At 76.9% G+C, this 15,559-nt stretch carries 10 protein-coding genes and 1 tRNA gene; 7 read left to right on the top strand and 4 right to left on the bottom strand.

Features of this window, described 5'->3' with window-relative positions:
* Positions 1–139: 139 nt before the first annotated feature.
* Positions 140–2,557: an SUKH-4 family immunity protein gene (locus OSB71_RS04375; protein ID WP_265944385.1), complete on the bottom strand. Its 2,418-nt coding sequence runs from the start codon at positions 2,555–2,557 to the stop codon at positions 140–142.
* Between the two features lie 5 nt (positions 2,558–2,562).
* Positions 2,563–3,537: an SMI1/KNR4 family protein gene (locus OSB71_RS04370; protein ID WP_265944383.1), complete on the bottom strand. Its 975-nt coding sequence runs from the start codon at positions 3,535–3,537 to the stop codon at positions 2,563–2,565.
* Positions 3,538–3,780: 243 nt separating this feature from the next.
* Between OSB71_RS04370 and OSB71_RS04365 the strand changes: the two genes are divergently transcribed.
* Together OSB71_RS04365 and OSB71_RS04360 are read left to right on the top strand one after the other, a co-directional pair.
* Positions 3,781–4,290: a YwqJ-related putative deaminase gene (locus OSB71_RS04365; RefSeq protein ID WP_265944381.1), complete on the top strand. Its 510-nt coding sequence runs from the start codon at positions 3,781–3,783 to the stop codon at positions 4,288–4,290.
* The gene (locus OSB71_RS04360; protein WP_265944379.1) at positions 4,287–4,781 is read left to right on the top strand and encodes an SUKH-3 domain-containing protein; all 495 of its coding nucleotides are present in this window, start codon (positions 4,287–4,289) and stop codon (positions 4,779–4,781) included. The genes OSB71_RS04365 and OSB71_RS04360 overlap by 4 nt, the downstream gene beginning before the upstream one ends.
* A 155-nt stretch (positions 4,782–4,936) precedes the next feature.
* Here the strand turns inward: OSB71_RS04360 and OSB71_RS04355 are convergent, their stop codons facing one another.
* The gene (locus OSB71_RS04355) at positions 4,937–6,259 is read right to left on the bottom strand and encodes a sensor histidine kinase (protein ID WP_265944376.1); all 1,323 of its coding nucleotides are present in this window, start codon (positions 6,257–6,259) and stop codon (positions 4,937–4,939) included.
* Positions 6,260–6,494: 235 nt separating this feature from the next.
* Between OSB71_RS04355 and OSB71_RS04350 the strand changes: the two genes are divergently transcribed.
* Positions 6,495–6,566, top strand: a tRNA-Gln gene (locus OSB71_RS04350).
* A gap of 399 nt (positions 6,567–6,965) precedes the next feature.
* The gene (gene mfd, locus OSB71_RS04345) at positions 6,966–10,523 is read left to right on the top strand and encodes a transcription-repair coupling factor (RefSeq protein ID WP_265944374.1); all 3,558 of its coding nucleotides are present in this window, start codon (positions 6,966–6,968) and stop codon (positions 10,521–10,523) included.
* A 124-nt stretch (positions 10,524–10,647) separates the two neighbouring features.
* Here mfd and OSB71_RS04340 read toward each other — a convergent pair whose 3' ends face one another.
* Entirely contained in the window at positions 10,648–11,232 is a 585-nt protein-coding gene (locus OSB71_RS04340; RefSeq protein WP_265944372.1) for a DUF4352 domain-containing protein, read from the bottom strand.
* Positions 11,233–11,482: 250 nt separating this feature from the next.
* Here OSB71_RS04340 and OSB71_RS04335 point away from each other — a divergent pair, with 250 nt between their 5' ends.
* The 3 genes from OSB71_RS04335 (at position 11,483) to OSB71_RS04325 (ending at position 15,495) form a co-directional block, all read left to right on the top strand.
* A complete protein-coding gene (locus OSB71_RS04335) occupies positions 11,483–13,300 on the top strand; it encodes an N-6 DNA methylase (RefSeq protein WP_265944770.1) in 1,818 nt (605 codons plus the stop codon).
* 99 nt (positions 13,301–13,399) lie between these two features.
* Positions 13,400–14,212 (top strand): hypothetical protein, encoded by an 813-nt coding sequence (locus OSB71_RS04330; RefSeq protein WP_265944370.1) that lies wholly within the window; start codon positions 13,400–13,402, stop codon positions 14,210–14,212.
* Positions 14,209–15,495 (top strand): serine/threonine-protein kinase, encoded by a 1,287-nt coding sequence (locus OSB71_RS04325; RefSeq protein WP_265944368.1) that lies wholly within the window; start codon positions 14,209–14,211, stop codon positions 15,493–15,495. The genes OSB71_RS04330 and OSB71_RS04325 overlap by 4 nt, the downstream gene beginning before the upstream one ends.
* The last annotated feature ends 64 nt before the right edge of the window (positions 15,496–15,559 follow it).

Raw genomic sequence — 15,559 nt, 5'->3', positions numbered from 1 at the left:
TGCGCCCAAAGCGACCACCCGGTGGCGTACCGGGCGCTTTGCTCACGCCCTGGGTCATTTCAGCCCCAAGGATGCGCCATGCGAGGGGAGGAGTGCGCGACCGGCGCGACACGATCGTCCGCCGGTCGCCCACGGCGCGCTACAGCAGGCCGTCCCAGAGCTGTTCCAGCAGGACCGCCCACCAGTTCTCCGGGTGGGCCAGCGCCGCCGGGTCCAGGGCCGCGAGCTGCTGCTGGAAGTCCACCGTCCAGCGCCCGGCCTGGTCCGGCGTCAGCCCGTAGCGCAGCCGCCACATGCCGCCCGCCATCGCCAGGCAGCGGACGAACTCCGGCAGCCCGGTGTTGACGAACTGCGGCGTCGCGGCCTGCCCGCCCGGAGCCGCCTCCAGGGGGACGGCGACGATGTGCGCGGTGCCGTACTGCACGCAGAGCTGGCGGCCGAAGTCGCTGCCCATCACCAGGTACGAACCGGCGTCCGGGCCCGCCGGCACGCCGCGCTCCCGGGCCAGTTCGGCCAGCGTCGGCACCGGTCGGCCCGGCTGCGCCTGCGCCCAGAAGAACGGGCCGAACTCCAGGGGCAGCCCCGCCCACACCAGCGTGTGCGCCACCGCCTCGGGCACGCCCTGGCGGGACACCGCGCGCTGGTCGAAGCGGAACACGCCCTGCGGGCCGAACGCCTGGAGCAGCTCGTGCCCGATCGCGTCCGGTGGGACGGGGTGGGCCTGCGGCACCGGTTGCAGCGGCGCGCGCGCCGGCGCCGGGCGGGCCGGACCGTCCGCCACCTGGTGCAGCTCGCCCTGGTGCGCGAGCAGGTGGTGCATGCCCTGCTGCCGCGAGGCGTGGTCGGTGCCGTAGGGGGCGGTGTGGCTCACCCGCACCTGCGGCCACGTCTCGCGGATCATCCGGGCGCAGTACCCGCCGGGCAGGTCGCAGGGCTCCAGCTCGGTGTGGAGTTCGAGCACCTGCTGCGGCGGCACGTTCAGGGCGCGCAGCTCGTAGAGCACCTGCCACTCCGGGTGCGGCATGCCCGGCGCCGAGCGGCGGATGACCTGCTGCTCGGAGCCGTCCGGCGCGCGGTAGCGCAGCACGGCCATGTACCCGGGCCCGACCATCGGCACCCCCGGCTGCTGCGGGTACCCGTACGCCGGCGGCGGCCCGCCCGGCGCGCCGTGGTGCGGACCGGGTGGGGCGGGCTGCGGCGGGGGAGGCGGCGTGCCGGGGCCGCCGGGCCCGGCGAGCACGGTCGCGGCGTGGTGCACGCCCCCGCCCGGGCCCGCGGGGGCCCCGGCGCCCGGGGCGTTCGGCGCGGAGGGCGGCGGCGGGGGCGGCTGGGCGCCGCCCTGGCCGGGGCCCGCGAGCATCGTCGCCGCGTGGTGCACGCCGCCGGGCGGAGCCGGAGGCGGCACCGGGGCGCCCCCGCCGCCGGACGCGGGTCCCTGCCCGTGCCCGGGCCCCTGGCCGTGGCCCGCCCCTGGGGTGGGCTCCTGGCCGTGCCCGGGCCCCTGGGCGGTCACGTCGTCGGCGGACACCATCTGGGTCGGCACGTAGCCGCCCGCGACGCCGCCGGACGCGGCCGGGCCCGTCCGGCGCCCCGCGCCCGGCACGCCCGGCTCGCCGGGGGGCGGGGGCACGGTCGGGCCGCCGCCGCGCGCCGGGGTGGGCCGCGCCTCGCCGGTCGCGGCGTGGGCGATGCCCTCCTCGCCCGCCGGGTCCGGGCCGTGCGGGGCGTCCGGGCCCGGCGGGGGGCCGTCCACGGCCGGGTTCATCCGGGTGGGCGGCAGGCGGCTGCCCTCGGGCATCAGTTCCGTCCGGGTCTCCGCGGGCGCCGCCGGAGCCTCGGTGCCGCCCGCGCCGTCGGCCTCCGGCTCCTCGTCCCGGTCGCCCACGGGGGGCGTGAGCACCGTCGCGGGCGGCGCGACGGACTCGCCCGCGCCCGAGTCGGAGGTGTCGGCCCAGCCGCCGACCACCGGCGCGGCGGGCTCCGCCGGGCGCTCCGGCCGGTCGGCCGGCTGCCGCGGCGCGTCGGCGGCCTGCCGCGGTGCCCGCGGCGCTTCCGGGGGTCCGGGCGGCGGGCCGTCCGCCGGGGCGCCGACGGCGGCGTCGGGTGCGGGGGCCGCGTCCGCCGGGGCGGGGGCGGGCTCCGCCCGGGTGGCCTCCCGGGGGCCGCCGCGGTCGCCGTCGTCCCCGATCCCCAGGCGGTCCGCCGCCTCCTGGAGCCACTCCGGCGGGGTGAGCAGGAAGGAGGTCGCGTTCAGATCGACGCGCTGCTGCGGTACCGGCGCGGGGGGCGCCTCCGCGCGCGTGCCGTACTCCTCCTCGTACCGGCGGATGACCTCGCCCACCGGCAGCCCCGGCCACAGCGTCGACTCCCCGCTGTCGCGGGCGATGACCAGGCGCGCGGCGCCGCCGTCCGAGCGCGGGCCCCCGGGCCGGTCCTCGGCCCACGCCACGAAACCGAGGTCGAACTCCCGTACCCGCACCGCCCGGTGCTGGTAGGCGGGCACCCCGCCGTTGATCCAGCGCTCGGCGCGCTCCTGTGCCTGTGCGAACGTCACCACCGCGCTCACCCCTCCACCGCGACGGCGCGCGCGAAGCCGCCGTCGACCATCAGATTGGCCACCGTCTCCAACTCCGGCGGGTTGCCCGCCAGGCGCAGCAGGAACGCGTCGAAGTCCTCGCCGCACGGCAGCAGCAGCCGCTCCACGCGCTGCGTCACGTCCAGCCCGTCGCCGTCGCGGGCGTCGTCGTACGCGCAGAACCACACCGAACCGACGGCCTCGCCGCGCACCTTGACCGCCAGCAGGCCGCCGTGCACGAAGGCCACGCCGAGGTAGTCCTTCGTGACGTGGTCGCGCAGGCACTTGTTGACGTAGACGAGGTCGTTGACGGCCGCCTCGTCGCGCACCGTGAAGAACGGCTGGTCCACCAGCAGGCCGAGCTCCGCGTCGAGCGCCACGCCGACCGGCGCGCAGCCGCCCGCGGCCTTCAGGAACGCCCGGTAGGCGCCCGGCAGCCGGTACCCCAGCGCCTCCTCCACCTGGGCGACCTGCTCCTCGGCCACCGCCACGTCGTGCGGCACCTCGAAGTGCGCGGGCCGGGTCTCCTGCAACGGCCGGGTGCCGCGCTTGCCGTGGTCCACGGCGGCCGTCGCCAGGCCCCCGTGGTGCCGCAGCAGCGCCTTCACCTCGACCGGGACCAGCTCCAGCCGGCGGCCACCCGCCACGTGGTGCCAGGTCCAGCCGTGCGGGGTGGCCACCGGCGGCAGGTCCGCCCACAGCTCGTGCCCGGCCGCGTGCTGGGCGACGTTCGCCGATACGTAGTCCGTCAGCCGCAGCTCGTCCACGCCGAAGCCCTCCGGGGGTTCGGCCACCTCCGCGGCCGCCCGGGCGAACGGGGAGAAGTCGGGGAACCCGTCGGCGGCCACCCGCACGCCGCCGGGGAAGCGCGCGGCCCGCACCGGATCGGGGAAGTGCACCACCTGCCCCGCGTAGGCCGCGTTCGGCGGCGCGGCCTGCTGCCCGAGCCGACCTGTCGTCATGGCGGTGCTCCCCTGCTGCGTGGCGACTGTCGGACCACAGGGTATGCGCTCGCCCCCGGACCGGACCCGGGCCCGTGGCTCCTCCCCGCGCCGCCCGCGGCGGTGCGCGGTGCCGGCCGCGTCCCGGGGCGGCGCGGCACCGTCCACCCGCCCGCGCCCCGGCGGACCCGGATTCCGCAATCGCGCGAATATTTGGCAAAGTCTCACAGCACACCGGGGACGCGACGGGGAGGAAGCCACACCATGCCCGCGACTCACCACACGGCCGATCCCCGGATCGGCTGGGGCAGCACCCCGGGGCCCGGCGACGGCAGCGCGCCCGTGCCCCGGCACCGCCGGGACGGCATCATGCCCACCACCGCGGCGGCGCTCTCCGTGCGCGGCACCACCCTGACCTGCGCCGGGGGCAAGTCCGCCACGCCCCCCACGCACCACCCGCTCGTGCAGGACTTCCTCGACACGCTCACCAGCGAACGTCGCGAACGCCACACCGGCCGCTGCCCGGAGGCCGTCCTGCTCACCCGCTACCTCACGTCCGCCGAGGCCGACCGCTCCAAGCGCGCGGCCCGCAAGCCGTTCACGGCCGGTGACGCACGGCGCGCGCTCAAGCACGCCAAGCTCACCACCCGTCGCATTCGCGAACAAGGTGATCCGTGGCACGGCACGTACGCGCCGCCGTGCCGCTCCTGCGCCGCGCTGCTGGACCACTTCGGCGTCCGCGCCGTCGAGCCCACGCAGGTGGAGCCGGCATGACCACCCGCTTCCCCGTCGCCGTCGACGCCGCGCTGCGCGACGCGGGCTGGAGCCCGGGCCGCTGGGACATCCGGCAGGCGGAGGTCTGGGCCGACACCCTGCGCGCCCACACCTCGCCCTCCGGGTACCGGCACGCCGTCTTCCCGGCCGCGGTGGAGGTGTGGGCCGAGTTCGGCGGACTGCGCGTCGCCGGCACCGCCCCGGGGCGGCACATCGCCCCGACGCCGCTGACCGTCGACCCGGCCGCCGGGCTGCACTGGGCGCGCACCCTCGGCGACCTGGGCCGCGCGCTGGACACCGAGGTCGCGCCGCTCGGCACGGAGGAGGGCCACCACGGCCAGGCCACCGCCCTGGTCGCCATCGACGCCCAGGGCCGGGTCTACAGCCTCGACCACAGCGGCGACTGGTACCTCGGGGCCACCTTCGACGCCGCGCTCGGCGTCCTCGTCACCGGCACGCAGCCGCTGCGGCTCGCGTACGAGGCGGAGTAGCGCGCTTGGTTCCTCCCCCTTCCGGGTGATTTCCGACGGCGGCTCCGGGACGCGTGCGGACGGGCGGCCGGAACCGCCCGGCGGGCGCCGCGCGGAGCGTGCGCGGGCCGGGTGCACCGGCGCACCGGGCGGGTCGGGCACGCCGGGCGCGTCGGCTACGAGCGGTCCGGGATGACCGCCGAGACGCGGAAGCCGCCCGCCGGGGTCGGGCCCGAGACGAAGCCGCCGCCGAGCGCCGTCACCCGCTCCTTCATGCCCAGCAGCCCGTTGCCGCCGCTGGGCAGCCCGGCGTCGGCCACTCCGTCGGCCGGAGCGGCGTTCTCCACCAGCACCGCCACCTCGGCGCCGCGGTGGGCCAGCCGCACCCGGGTCCGCGCGCCGCCCGCGTGCTTGTGCACGTTGGTCAGCGCCTCCTGCACCACCCGGAACGCCGTCCGCTCCACGGCCGCGGCGTAGGCGCGGACCTCGCCCTCGACCGACAGCTCCACCGCCATCCCCGCGGCCCGCGACTGCCCCACCAACTGCTCCAGCTCGCACAGCCGCGGCCCGTCGCCGTCCTCGGGCCGCTCGGTGTCGCGCTCGGCGGCCGCCGCGGCGGCCGCCGCCGACGCCGCCACCCGCTCCAGCGGGCGCTCCCCGGCCGCCCGGGCGCCGTCCTCCTCGTGGGCGCGCAGCACGCCCAGCATCGCGCGCAGCTCCGACAGGGCCTGCCGCCCCATGTCGCCCACCAGCGCCGCGTTCCGCGACGCCTTGGCCGGGTCCTTCAGCGCCACCGCCTGCAGCGCCGCCGCGTGCACCACCATCAGCGACACCCGGTGCGCCACCACGTCGTGCATCTCGCGCGCGATCCGCGTGCGCTCCTCGTTGCGCGCCCACTCCGCGCGCTCCTCCGCGCGCTCCGCCAGCAGCGACAGCTCGCGCTCCAGGCCGTCCGCCCGCTCCCGCAGGGCGTCCACCAGCCGCCGGCGGGCACCCACGTACAGGCCGAGCAGCACCGGCGGCAGCACCGTCACCACCGCCAGCAGGGAGGCGACGAGGAGCGGGAACCAGGGGGGCCCGCCGACGTCCTCCACACCGCCGGGCTGCATGCGCACGTACATGACGACGAACCCGCCGGTCACCTGGAGCCCGGCGAGCAGGGCGATGATCCGCCGGGGCACGTCCGTGGCCGCCAGCGTGTACAGGCCCACGGTGGCCAGCAGGGCGCCCATCTGCGCGGGCAGCACCGCGATGGCCACCAGGACGACGGCGACGGGGAAGCGGCGGCGCAGCACCAGCGAGCCGCCCGCCACCACCCCGAGCAGCAAGGCCAGCTCCACCGGGACGCCGGACTCCCGGGCGAACGGCACGCCCTCCAGCGCGCACTCCACGGCCGACGCCGCGCCCAGCGCCACGTCCAGCACGGCTCCGCGCGGGCGCTCCCACCACAGCGGTCCCGCCCGCCGCCTGGGCGACGCCCCAACCCCCGACTCGGTCATACCGCCCACCCTAAGACCCGCTGCCACTGGTTTTCCCGGCCGTGGGCGGGGTAGGGAACCGGCCCCTCGCGCGGGCCCGGCGCCGGCACCCCCGCCGTGCCCCTGACCGGCGTCGCCGTGGGGGGCGTCGGCGGTGTCGCCGGCGGCCTCGTCGCGTCGGAGGCGGGTGGTACGGCATAGTGGGGGGCAGCACTGCGGGCTGCGGGGCCGAATGCCCGAAGTGCGGCAAAAGCGGTCCCCTGTGGTGTAATTGGCAACACTATGGGTTTTGGTCCCATCATTCCAGGTTCGAGTCCTGGCGGGGGAGCTGCCCGCGAAGGCTCCGGTCGTGCGTCGGCCGGGGCCTTTTCCGTTCTCCCGCGCCCGACGCCGCGACGCGCCCTGGCGGCCCCGGGCCGCGCGGAGGCGGACCGCGACCCCGCGGGCGGTGATCGCGACCGTCCTTCCCGGCGCCGCGCTGGTCGGCCCGGCCACGGGTCGGGCCCGGCCTTCCGCACCGCCCGCCCGCGCGTGCCGCAGACCCCGCGGCACAACCGCCGGAAGGGCGCCCGCGGCGGCTGCCGGCGCACGCCGGGCCCGCCCGTGCGCGACGGGAGGCCGTCGGCGGGAGCGCGTGGGCGCGTAGGGTGGAAGGCCCGGCTCGCGGCGCGTGCCGGGCCTTCGCGCTGTCCGGTTGATGATGTTGTGGGACGAAAGTGATGCGGTCATGAGCCTGCCTGGTCTGCTTGACGCCGTGACCCGCGACGCGGGTCTGCACGAGGCGGTGGAGGCCGCCCGGGCCGGGCGCCGCCCGCACGTGGACCTGGTGGGTCCCGCCGCCGCGCGCCCGCTGGCGGTGGCCGCGCTGGCGCGTGACGCGCGGCGCCCGGTGCTCGCGGTGACGGCGACGGGCCGCGAGGCCGAGGACCTGGCGGCGGCCCTGCGTTCGCTGCTGCCGCCCGAGGGCGTCGCGGAGTTCCCGGCGTGGGAGACGCTGCCGCACGAGCGCCTCTCCCCGCGCAGCGACACCGTCGGCCGCCGCCTGGCCGTGCTGCGCCGACTGGTCCACCCCAGCGCCGACGACCCGGCCGCCGGGCCGGTCTCCGTCGTGGTGGCGCCCGTCCGCTCGGTGCTCCAGCCGCAGGTCAAGGGGTTGGGCGAGCTGACGCCGGTCAGCCTGCGCACGGGGGAGACGGCGGACCTGGACACGGTGGTGGACGGCCTGGCGGCCGCCGCGTACGCGCGCGTGGAGCTGGTGGAGAAGCGCGGGGAGTTCGCGGTGCGCGGCGGCATCCTGGACGTCTTCCCGCCCACCGAGGAACACCCGCTGCGCGTGGAGTTCTGGGGCGACGACGTCGAGGAGATCCGGTACTTCAAGGTGGCCGACCAGCGCTCGCTGGAGGTCGCCGAGCACGGGCTGTGGGCGCCGCCGTGCCGGGAGCTGCTGCTGACGCGGGAGGTCCGCTCGCGCGCGGCACGGCTGGCCGAGGAGCACCCGGAGCTGGGCGAGCTGCTCGGGAAGGTGGCCGAGGGCATCGCCGTGGAGGGCATGGAGGCGCTGGCGCCGGTGCTGGTGGACGAGATGGAGCTGCTGCTCGACGTGCTCCCGGCCGGGGCCATGGCGCTCGTGTGCGACCCGGAGCGCGTGCGCGCCCGCGCCGCCGACCTGGTGGCCACCAGCCAGGAGTTCCTCCAGGCCTCGTGGGCGGCGAGCGCGGGCGGCGGCGAGGCCCCGGTGGACCTGGGCGCCGCGTCCCTGTGGTCCCTGGCGGACGTGCGGGAGCGCGCCCGGGAGCTGTCGCTGCCGTGGTGGTCGGTGAGCCCGTTCACCGCCGACGCGGAGCTGACGGCCGACGACGAGGGCGAGGGCGACGGCGACGACGTGGTGCGCCTCGGGCTGCGGGCGGCCGAGTCCTACCGGGGCGACACCGCGCGGGCGCTGGCCGACACCAAGGGGCGGCTGGCCGACGGCTGGCGGTGCGTCTACCTCACCGAGGGCCACGGGCCGGCGCAGCGCACGGTCGAGGTGCTGGGCGGGGAGGGCGTCGCGGCGCGGCTGGACGAGGAGCTGACGACGCTGGCGGAGTCGGTCGTCCAGGTCTCCTGCGGCGCGCTGGAGCACGGCTTCCTCGCCCCGGAGCTGCGGCTGGCCGTGCTCACCGAGACGGACCTGACCGGCCAGAAGGCGGCGGGCCGGGAGGCGGCGCGCATGCCCGTGCGGCGCCGCAAGACGATCGACCCGCTCACCCTCGACCCGGGCGACTACATCGTGCACGAGCAGCACGGCGTGGGCCGCTACGTGGAGATGGTGCAGCGCACGGTGCAGGGCGCCACCCGCGAGTACCTGGTGGTGGAGTACGCGCCCGCCAAGCGCGGCCAGCCGGGGGACCGGCTGTTCGTGCCGACGGACCAGCTCGAGCAGATCACCAAGTACGTCGGCGGCGAGGCGCCCTCGCTGCACCGGCTGGGCGGCGCGGACTGGACGAAGACCAAGGCGCGGGCGAAGAAGGCGGTCAAGGAGATCGCCGCCGACCTGATCAAGCTGTACTCGGCGCGCATGGCCGCCCCCGGGCACGCCTTCGGCGCGGACACCCCGTGGCAGCGTGAGCTGGAGGATGCCTTCCCGTACGCCGAGACCCCCGATCAGCTCACCACGATCGGCGAGGTCAAGGAGGACATGGAGAAGGCCGTGCCGATGGACCGGCTGATCTGCGGCGACGTCGGCTACGGCAAGACGGAGATCGCCGTGCGGGCGGCGTTCAAGGCGGTGCAGGACGGCAAGCAGGTCGCCGTGCTGGTGCCGACCACCCTGCTGGTGCAGCAGCACTTCGGCACGTTCAGCGAGCGTTACGGCCAGTTCCCGGTCACGGTGCGGGCGCTGTCGCGGTTCCAGTCGGACACCGAGGCGCGCGCGGTACTGGACGGGCTGCGCGACGGCTCGGTGGACGTCGTCATCGGCACCCACCGCCTGTTCTCCTCCGAGACGAAGTTCAAGGACCTGGGCCTGGTCGTCGTCGACGAGGAGCAGCGGTTCGGCGTCGAGCACAAGGAGCAGCTCAAGAAGCTGCGGGCCAACGTGGACGTGCTGACCATGTCGGCCACGCCCATCCCGCGCACGCTGGAGATGGCGGTGACCGGCATCCGGGAGATGTCGACGATCACCACGCCGCCGGAGGAGCGGCACCCGGTGCTGACGTTCGTCGGCCCCTACGAGGAGCGGCAGATCGGCGCGGCCGTCCGGCGCGAGCTGCTGCGCGAGGGCCAGGTGTTCTACATCCACAACCGGGTGGAGTCGATCGACCGGGCGGCGGCGCGGCTGCGCCAGGCGGTGCCGGAGGCGCGGATCGCCACCGCGCACGGGCAGATGACGGAGGCCGCGCTGGAGAAGGTGGTGGTCGACTTCTGGGAGAAGCGGTTCGACGTGCTGGTCTCGACGACGATCGTGGAGTCCGGCATCGACATCTCCAACGCCAACACCCTCATCGTCGAGCGCGGCGACACCTTCGGCCTCTCCCAGCTCCACCAGTTGCGCGGCCGGGTGGGCCGGGGCCGCGAGCGCGGGTACGCCTACTTCCTGTACCCGCCGGAGAAGCCGCTCACGGAGACGGCGCACGAGCGGCTGGCCACGATCGCCCAGCACACCGAGATGGGCGCGGGCATGTACGTGGCGATGAAGGACCTGGAGATCCGCGGCGCGGGCAACCTGCTGGGCGGCGAGCAGTCCGGCCACATCGCCGGCGTCGGCTTCGACCTGTACGTGCGGATGGTCGGCGAGGCGGTCGCGGACTTCCGGGCGGGCCTCGAGGGCCGCGAGGAGGAGGCCGCGCCGCTGGAGGTCAAGATCGAGCTCCCGGTCGACGCGCACGTGCCGCACGACTACGCGCCCGGCGAGCGGCTGCGGCTCCAGGCCTACCGGTCGATCGCCTCGGTGAACTCCGAGGAGGACATCGCGGCCGTCCGCGAGGAGCTGGCCGACCGCTACGGCCCGCTGCCGGAGCCGGTGGAGAACCTGCTGCTGGTCGCCGGGCTGCGGCTGCTGGCCCGGGCGTGCGGTGTCACCGACGTCACCCTCCAGGGCACCAAGGTGCGGTTCTCCCCGGTGGAGCTGCGCGAGTCCCAGGAGCTGCGGCTGAAGCGGGTCTACCCCGGCTCGGTGGTGAAGGCGTCCGCCGGCCAGGTCCTCGTGCCGCGCCCGAAGGCCGGCGGCATCGGCGGCAAGCCGGTCGTGGGCCGCGACCTGCTCGCCTGGACGGGCGAGTTCCTCACCACGGTCCTGGGGTCCTGAGCCCCGGGCGGTGACCGTCCGGGACGCGGGCGGGAACGGCCGGTGGGCCCGCCGGGACGGGGATCGTCCCGGCGGGCCCACCGTGGTGCGCGGGGCGCGTGCTAGTGCGCGTCGTGGTGCGCGCTCAGAGCGTCAGGCTCCACTGGGCCGGGGCCGTCGAGAGGTCCAGCAGCTCGACCTCCACGTCCAGCACCTCCGCGCTCGCCGGGGCGTCGAACGCGAACTTCGCGGTGGCCTTCTTGCCGGGCAGCAGCTCGCCGGTGAAGCCGGTGCCCATCGTGTCGTCGTAGATCTCCTCGGCCGTCGTGCCCTCCTCGCCGGCCCGCGCGGAGACCGTCAGCAGGTCGGTGGAGACGTTCTCCTCGCCGGTGTTCTCCAGCGTGACGGTGAGCTGGTAGGCCTCGTTCCCCTCGGTGTGCCCGATGGAGAACTCGTCGGGCTCGTAGGCGCTCGCCTCGGAGACGGTGACCTTCAGCCCGCTCTCGTAGGCGGCGGTGTCGCCGGCCGCGTACGGGCCCTCCTCGGAGCCGCCCTCGGAGCCGCCGTCCGCCTCGGTCTCCGAGCCGCCGTCGTCCGTCGACTCCTGGCTGCTGCCGCTCTCCTTCGACGGCTCGTCCACGCCACCGCACGCGGACAGTCCCCCGACCGCGAGGACGGCGGTGGCCACGGCGGCGACGAGCGTGCGAGTGCGGGTGGTGTTCACGGACATGGCAGGACCCCTCGTTGGAGCTGTGACGGAAGGCATGACGTGCCGGAGAGGGACGTCAACGCGGCTCGCGGTGAACCGATGGGTCAATCACAGCAGAGTTTGTGAATCGAGTCAACACGGTTCACGCAAGCCAGACGGTTCACCAAGTGAACCGGTACACACGACAAAAGCGCGGGTATGCTCGACACACCGCCACGACGACTTGCAGGAAGGCCCTGACGTGTCGCAGAGCACGCCCGAAGTACCGGAGGTGACGGCGGCCGGGATCGCCCGGCTCGCCGGCGTCGGCCGGGCCGCCGTCAGCAACTGGCGCCGCCGCTACGCGCACTTCCCGCAGCCCGTCGGCGGCACCGAGGCCAGCCCCGCCTTCGCCCTGCGCGAAGTCGAGGAGTGGCTGCGCGCGCACGGCAAGCTCGCCGAGGTGCCCCTGCGCGAGCGGGTGTGGCAGCGGATCGAGACCGACCCCGACGGCCCGGCCGCCGCCCTGGTCCGCGCCGGGGAAGCCCTGCTGGCCGGGCCCGACCCCGCGGAGCCCACCCCGCTGGACCACCTGGCGGGCGAGCTGGGCGGCCCGGGGGCGGCGTTCGCCTTCCTGCTGGGCCGCTACTTCGACGCCAACCCGCGCGCCCACACCCTCACCCCGGCCCCGGCCGCCGACCTGATGGCCGCGCTCGCCGCCGCCACCGGCCGCCCCGACACCGTCCTGGACCCGGCCTGCGGCTCCGGGGAACTCCTCGCCGCCGTCCAGCGCGCCGCCACCACCCGGCGCGGCCCCGGTCTGCACGGCCAGGAGACCGACGCCGTGCTCGCCCGGCTGACCGCGCTGCGCCTGACCCTGTGCGGCACCCCCCGGCCCGCCGCCGTGCACGTGCGCACCGAGGACGCGCTGCGCACCCCGCCCACCGGGCAGCCGGCCGCCGACGCCGTGCTGTGCCACCCGCCGTTCAACGAGCGCCACTGGGGCCACGACGAACTGGCCTACGACGCCCGCTGGGAGTACGGCCTGCCCGCCCGCACCGAGTCCGAACTGGCCTGGGTGCAGCACGCCCTGGCCCGGCTGCGGCCCGGCGGCGTCGCCGTGCTGCTGATGCCGCCGGCCGCCGCCTCGCGCCGCACCGGCCGCCGCGTCCGCGCCGCGCTGCTGCGCCGGGGCGCGCTGCGCGCCGTCGTCGCGCTGCCCGCCGGGGCGGCCCCGCCGCACAGCCTGCCGCTGCACCTGTGGGTGCTGCGCAAGCCGGACGGCGCCGCCGCCCCGGACCCCCGGCTGCTCCTGCTGGACACCAGCACCCGGTACCAGGCCGACGGGCGCGAGCCGCTGCCCTGGGACGCGCTGCGCGCCACCGTGCTCACCGCCTGGCACGCGTTCGCCGGCGGCGCCGCGGTGCCCGAGGAACCCGGCCTGTGCGGCACCCGGCCCGTCATCGACCTGCTGGACGACGACGTCGACCTCGCCCCCGCCCGCCACCTGCCCCCCGCGCCCGGCGCCGGGGGCGTCGCGGAGCTGGCCGGGACCCGCGCCGACCTCACCCGCACCCTGCGCCGCAGCCTCGACCTCACCCCGGCCCCCGCCCCGGCCGAGGACGACCACACGCCGCGCTGGACGGTGACCACCGTCGGCGAACTGGCGCGCGCGGGCGCCCTCCAGGTCCGGGCCGGCGGCGCCGAGGGCGAACCGGCCGTGACCCGCGAGGGCGACGTCGTCATCCCCGTGCAGGGCCGGGGCGCCGCCTACGTCGTGGACGCCGCCGGAGCGGGGGAGACGCTGGCCAAGCCGCTGTACCTGCTCCGCCCCGAACCGGCCGCGCTGGACCCGTGGTTCCTCGCCGGGTTCCTGCGCTCGACCGCCAACACCCGGCAGGCCAGCAGCTACGCGTCCAGCGCCTCCCGGCTCGACGTGCGCCGCCTGCGCCTGCCCCGCCTCGACCTGGCCGGGCAGCGCCGCTACGGCGCGCACTTCCGGCGCCTGGCGGAGTTCGAGGCCGCGCTGCGGCTCGCCGGTGAGCTGGGCGAACGCCTGGTGCAAGGGCTCTACGACGGCCTGACCGACGGCAGCCTCGACCCGCGCTGACGGCCGCGCCGCCCGGCCGATTCCCGGACCCGGCCCCCGGTCCGCCCGCCCCGCGGATACCCTCGCCTCCTACGATGACGCCAGGCGAGGGACGGGAGCTTGCAGATGTACGGGGCGGGCGCACATCCGACGCCACCGCCGCCACCGCCCTACCGCGCGGGTCCCGGCGCGAAGGCGATGACGGTCCGGCTGCTGTTCGCGTCGTTCCCGGTGTGGTCGCTCGGCCTGCTCGCCTGGGTGCCCTCGCTGCGCTTCGCCGTCCTTCGCCGACGCCCGCTGGACTGGGCGGTGTTCGCGCTGTTCGCCCTCGGCAGCGTCGTGGAGATCGTGGGCCTGGCCCGCACGCCCGAGGACCCCTCCGGGGAGTCGACCATCAGCGACCTCCTCGGGTTCTTCCTGCTCGGCCTGATCGTCGTCGCCACGACGCACGCCATCCTGGCGGACCGCTTCGCGCGCCCCGGCCATCCCGCCCACCCCGGCCACCTCGCTCACCCCGCTCACCCGGTTTCGCCGGCGTCCTACGGCTACGGGTACCCGCCCCCGGCCGCCGCCCCCGAGCCCACCGGCTACGGCTATCCGCGACCCGTTCCGCCCGGCCCGCACACCGCCCCGCCGCTCCGTCCGGCCCCGCCCGCCCACCACGAGCCGACGCTCTACGCCCACCCCGCGCCCCACCCGGCTCACGCGCCCCACCCCGCGCCCGGGCCCGCCGCCGGCCCGGGTCCGGCCCCGTACCCCGGCGCCGTCCCGCGCCCCGGAAACCCGGCGCCGCCCCCGCCCGGCGGCGCGCACCCCGGTGCCGCCCCGCACCCGGGCGCGGCGCCGTCGGGGCGGCACGGCCGCATGCGGCAGGTCGCCTCCGAGCTGGACGAGCTGGACGAGCTCCTGCGCAAGCGGGACGGCGGCCGGTGACCGGGCGCGTCATAGCGGACCGCTACGAACTGACCGAGCCCCTGGGCAAAGGGGCGATGGGCCAGGTCTGGGGCGGCCACGACCGGGGCCTGGGCGGCCGCTCGGTGGCCGTGAAGCTCATGCACTCCGGTCACCTGGCCTCCCTGTCGGGCAGCGCCGGGCCGGAGGAGCTGCGCGAGCGGTTCGAGCGCGAGTGCCGGGTGACGGCGCAGCTCGACCACCCCAACCTGGTCACCGTCTTCGACGCGGGCCGGGAGGGCGACGAGCTGTTCCTCGTCATGCAGCGCCTGGACGGCAGCGACCTGGCCGACCACCTCGCCGAGCACGACCCCTACCCCGTCCCCTGGGCGGTCGCGGTCGCCGCCCAACTGTGCTCCGCGCTGGTCGCGGTGCACGCCGTCGGCATCGTGCACCGGGACCTCAAACCCGGCAACGTCATCGTGCGCCCCGAGGGCCGCGCCGTCATCCTCGACCTGGGCATCGCCGCCGTCGGCACCGCGGGCGAGGCCACCCGCCTGACCCGCACCGGCGCGCTCATCGGCACGCCGGTCTACATGGCCCCCGAGCAGGCGACCGGCAGCGCCGCCGTCGGCCCGGCCGCCGACCTGTACGCGCTCGGCGGCATGCTCTACGAACTCCTCACCGGCCAGGCGCCCTTCGAGGCGCCCGAGGCCTCCGGCCTGCTCTACAAGAAGCTGCACGAGGAGCCCCCGCCGGTGCGCGAGCTGCGCCCGGAGGTCCCCGAGCGCCTGGCCCACCTCGTGCACCGGCTCCTGCACCGGGACCCCGCCGCGCGCCCCGCCGACGCGCACGAGGTCTACGACGAGCTGGCCCCGCTGCTGCCCCGGGCCGGCGGGCCCCGCGGCCCCGCGCTGCCCCTGGACCCGACCCGGCCGTTCCTGGAGCCCATGGCCCCCTGGCCGCCGCGCCCCGCGCCCGCGCCGCCCGGCTTCGGCCCGCCCCCGGCCACCGGCCTGGCCGCCACCCTGGAGGAGGTCCGGCGCCTGCTGGCGGCCGGGCGGTACGCGCGGGTCGCCGAGGTGCTCGGCCACGCGCTGCCCGCCGCGGCCGCCGAGCACGGCGAGGGCTCGCCCGTCGTGCGCACGCTGCGCAAGCAGTACGCCGCGACGTTGCTGGAGGCGGGGGAGTACGCCCGAGCCCTGCCGGAGGTGACGCGCCTGGTCCGCGAGTACGCCGCCGAACTCGGGCCGCACGACCCGGTGGTCACCCAGCTCCTCCAGGACGAGGCGTTCTGCCGCCACCGCCTCACCGGGCACGGCTGAGGCGGGCCGGGCCCGGCCGCGCGCCCCGGCGTGATATCGGCTTCAGTCACACGACGCGTGACGT

Origin of the sequence: Streptomyces marinisediminis, from assembly GCF_026262575.1 — a bacterium.
In the GTDB taxonomy this organism is placed as follows: domain Bacteria; phylum Actinomycetota; class Actinomycetes; order Streptomycetales; family Streptomycetaceae; genus Streptomyces; species Streptomyces marinisediminis.
The sequence above is the reverse complement of the archived record's forward strand: the minus strand, read 5'-3'. Positions and strand labels throughout refer to the sequence as shown.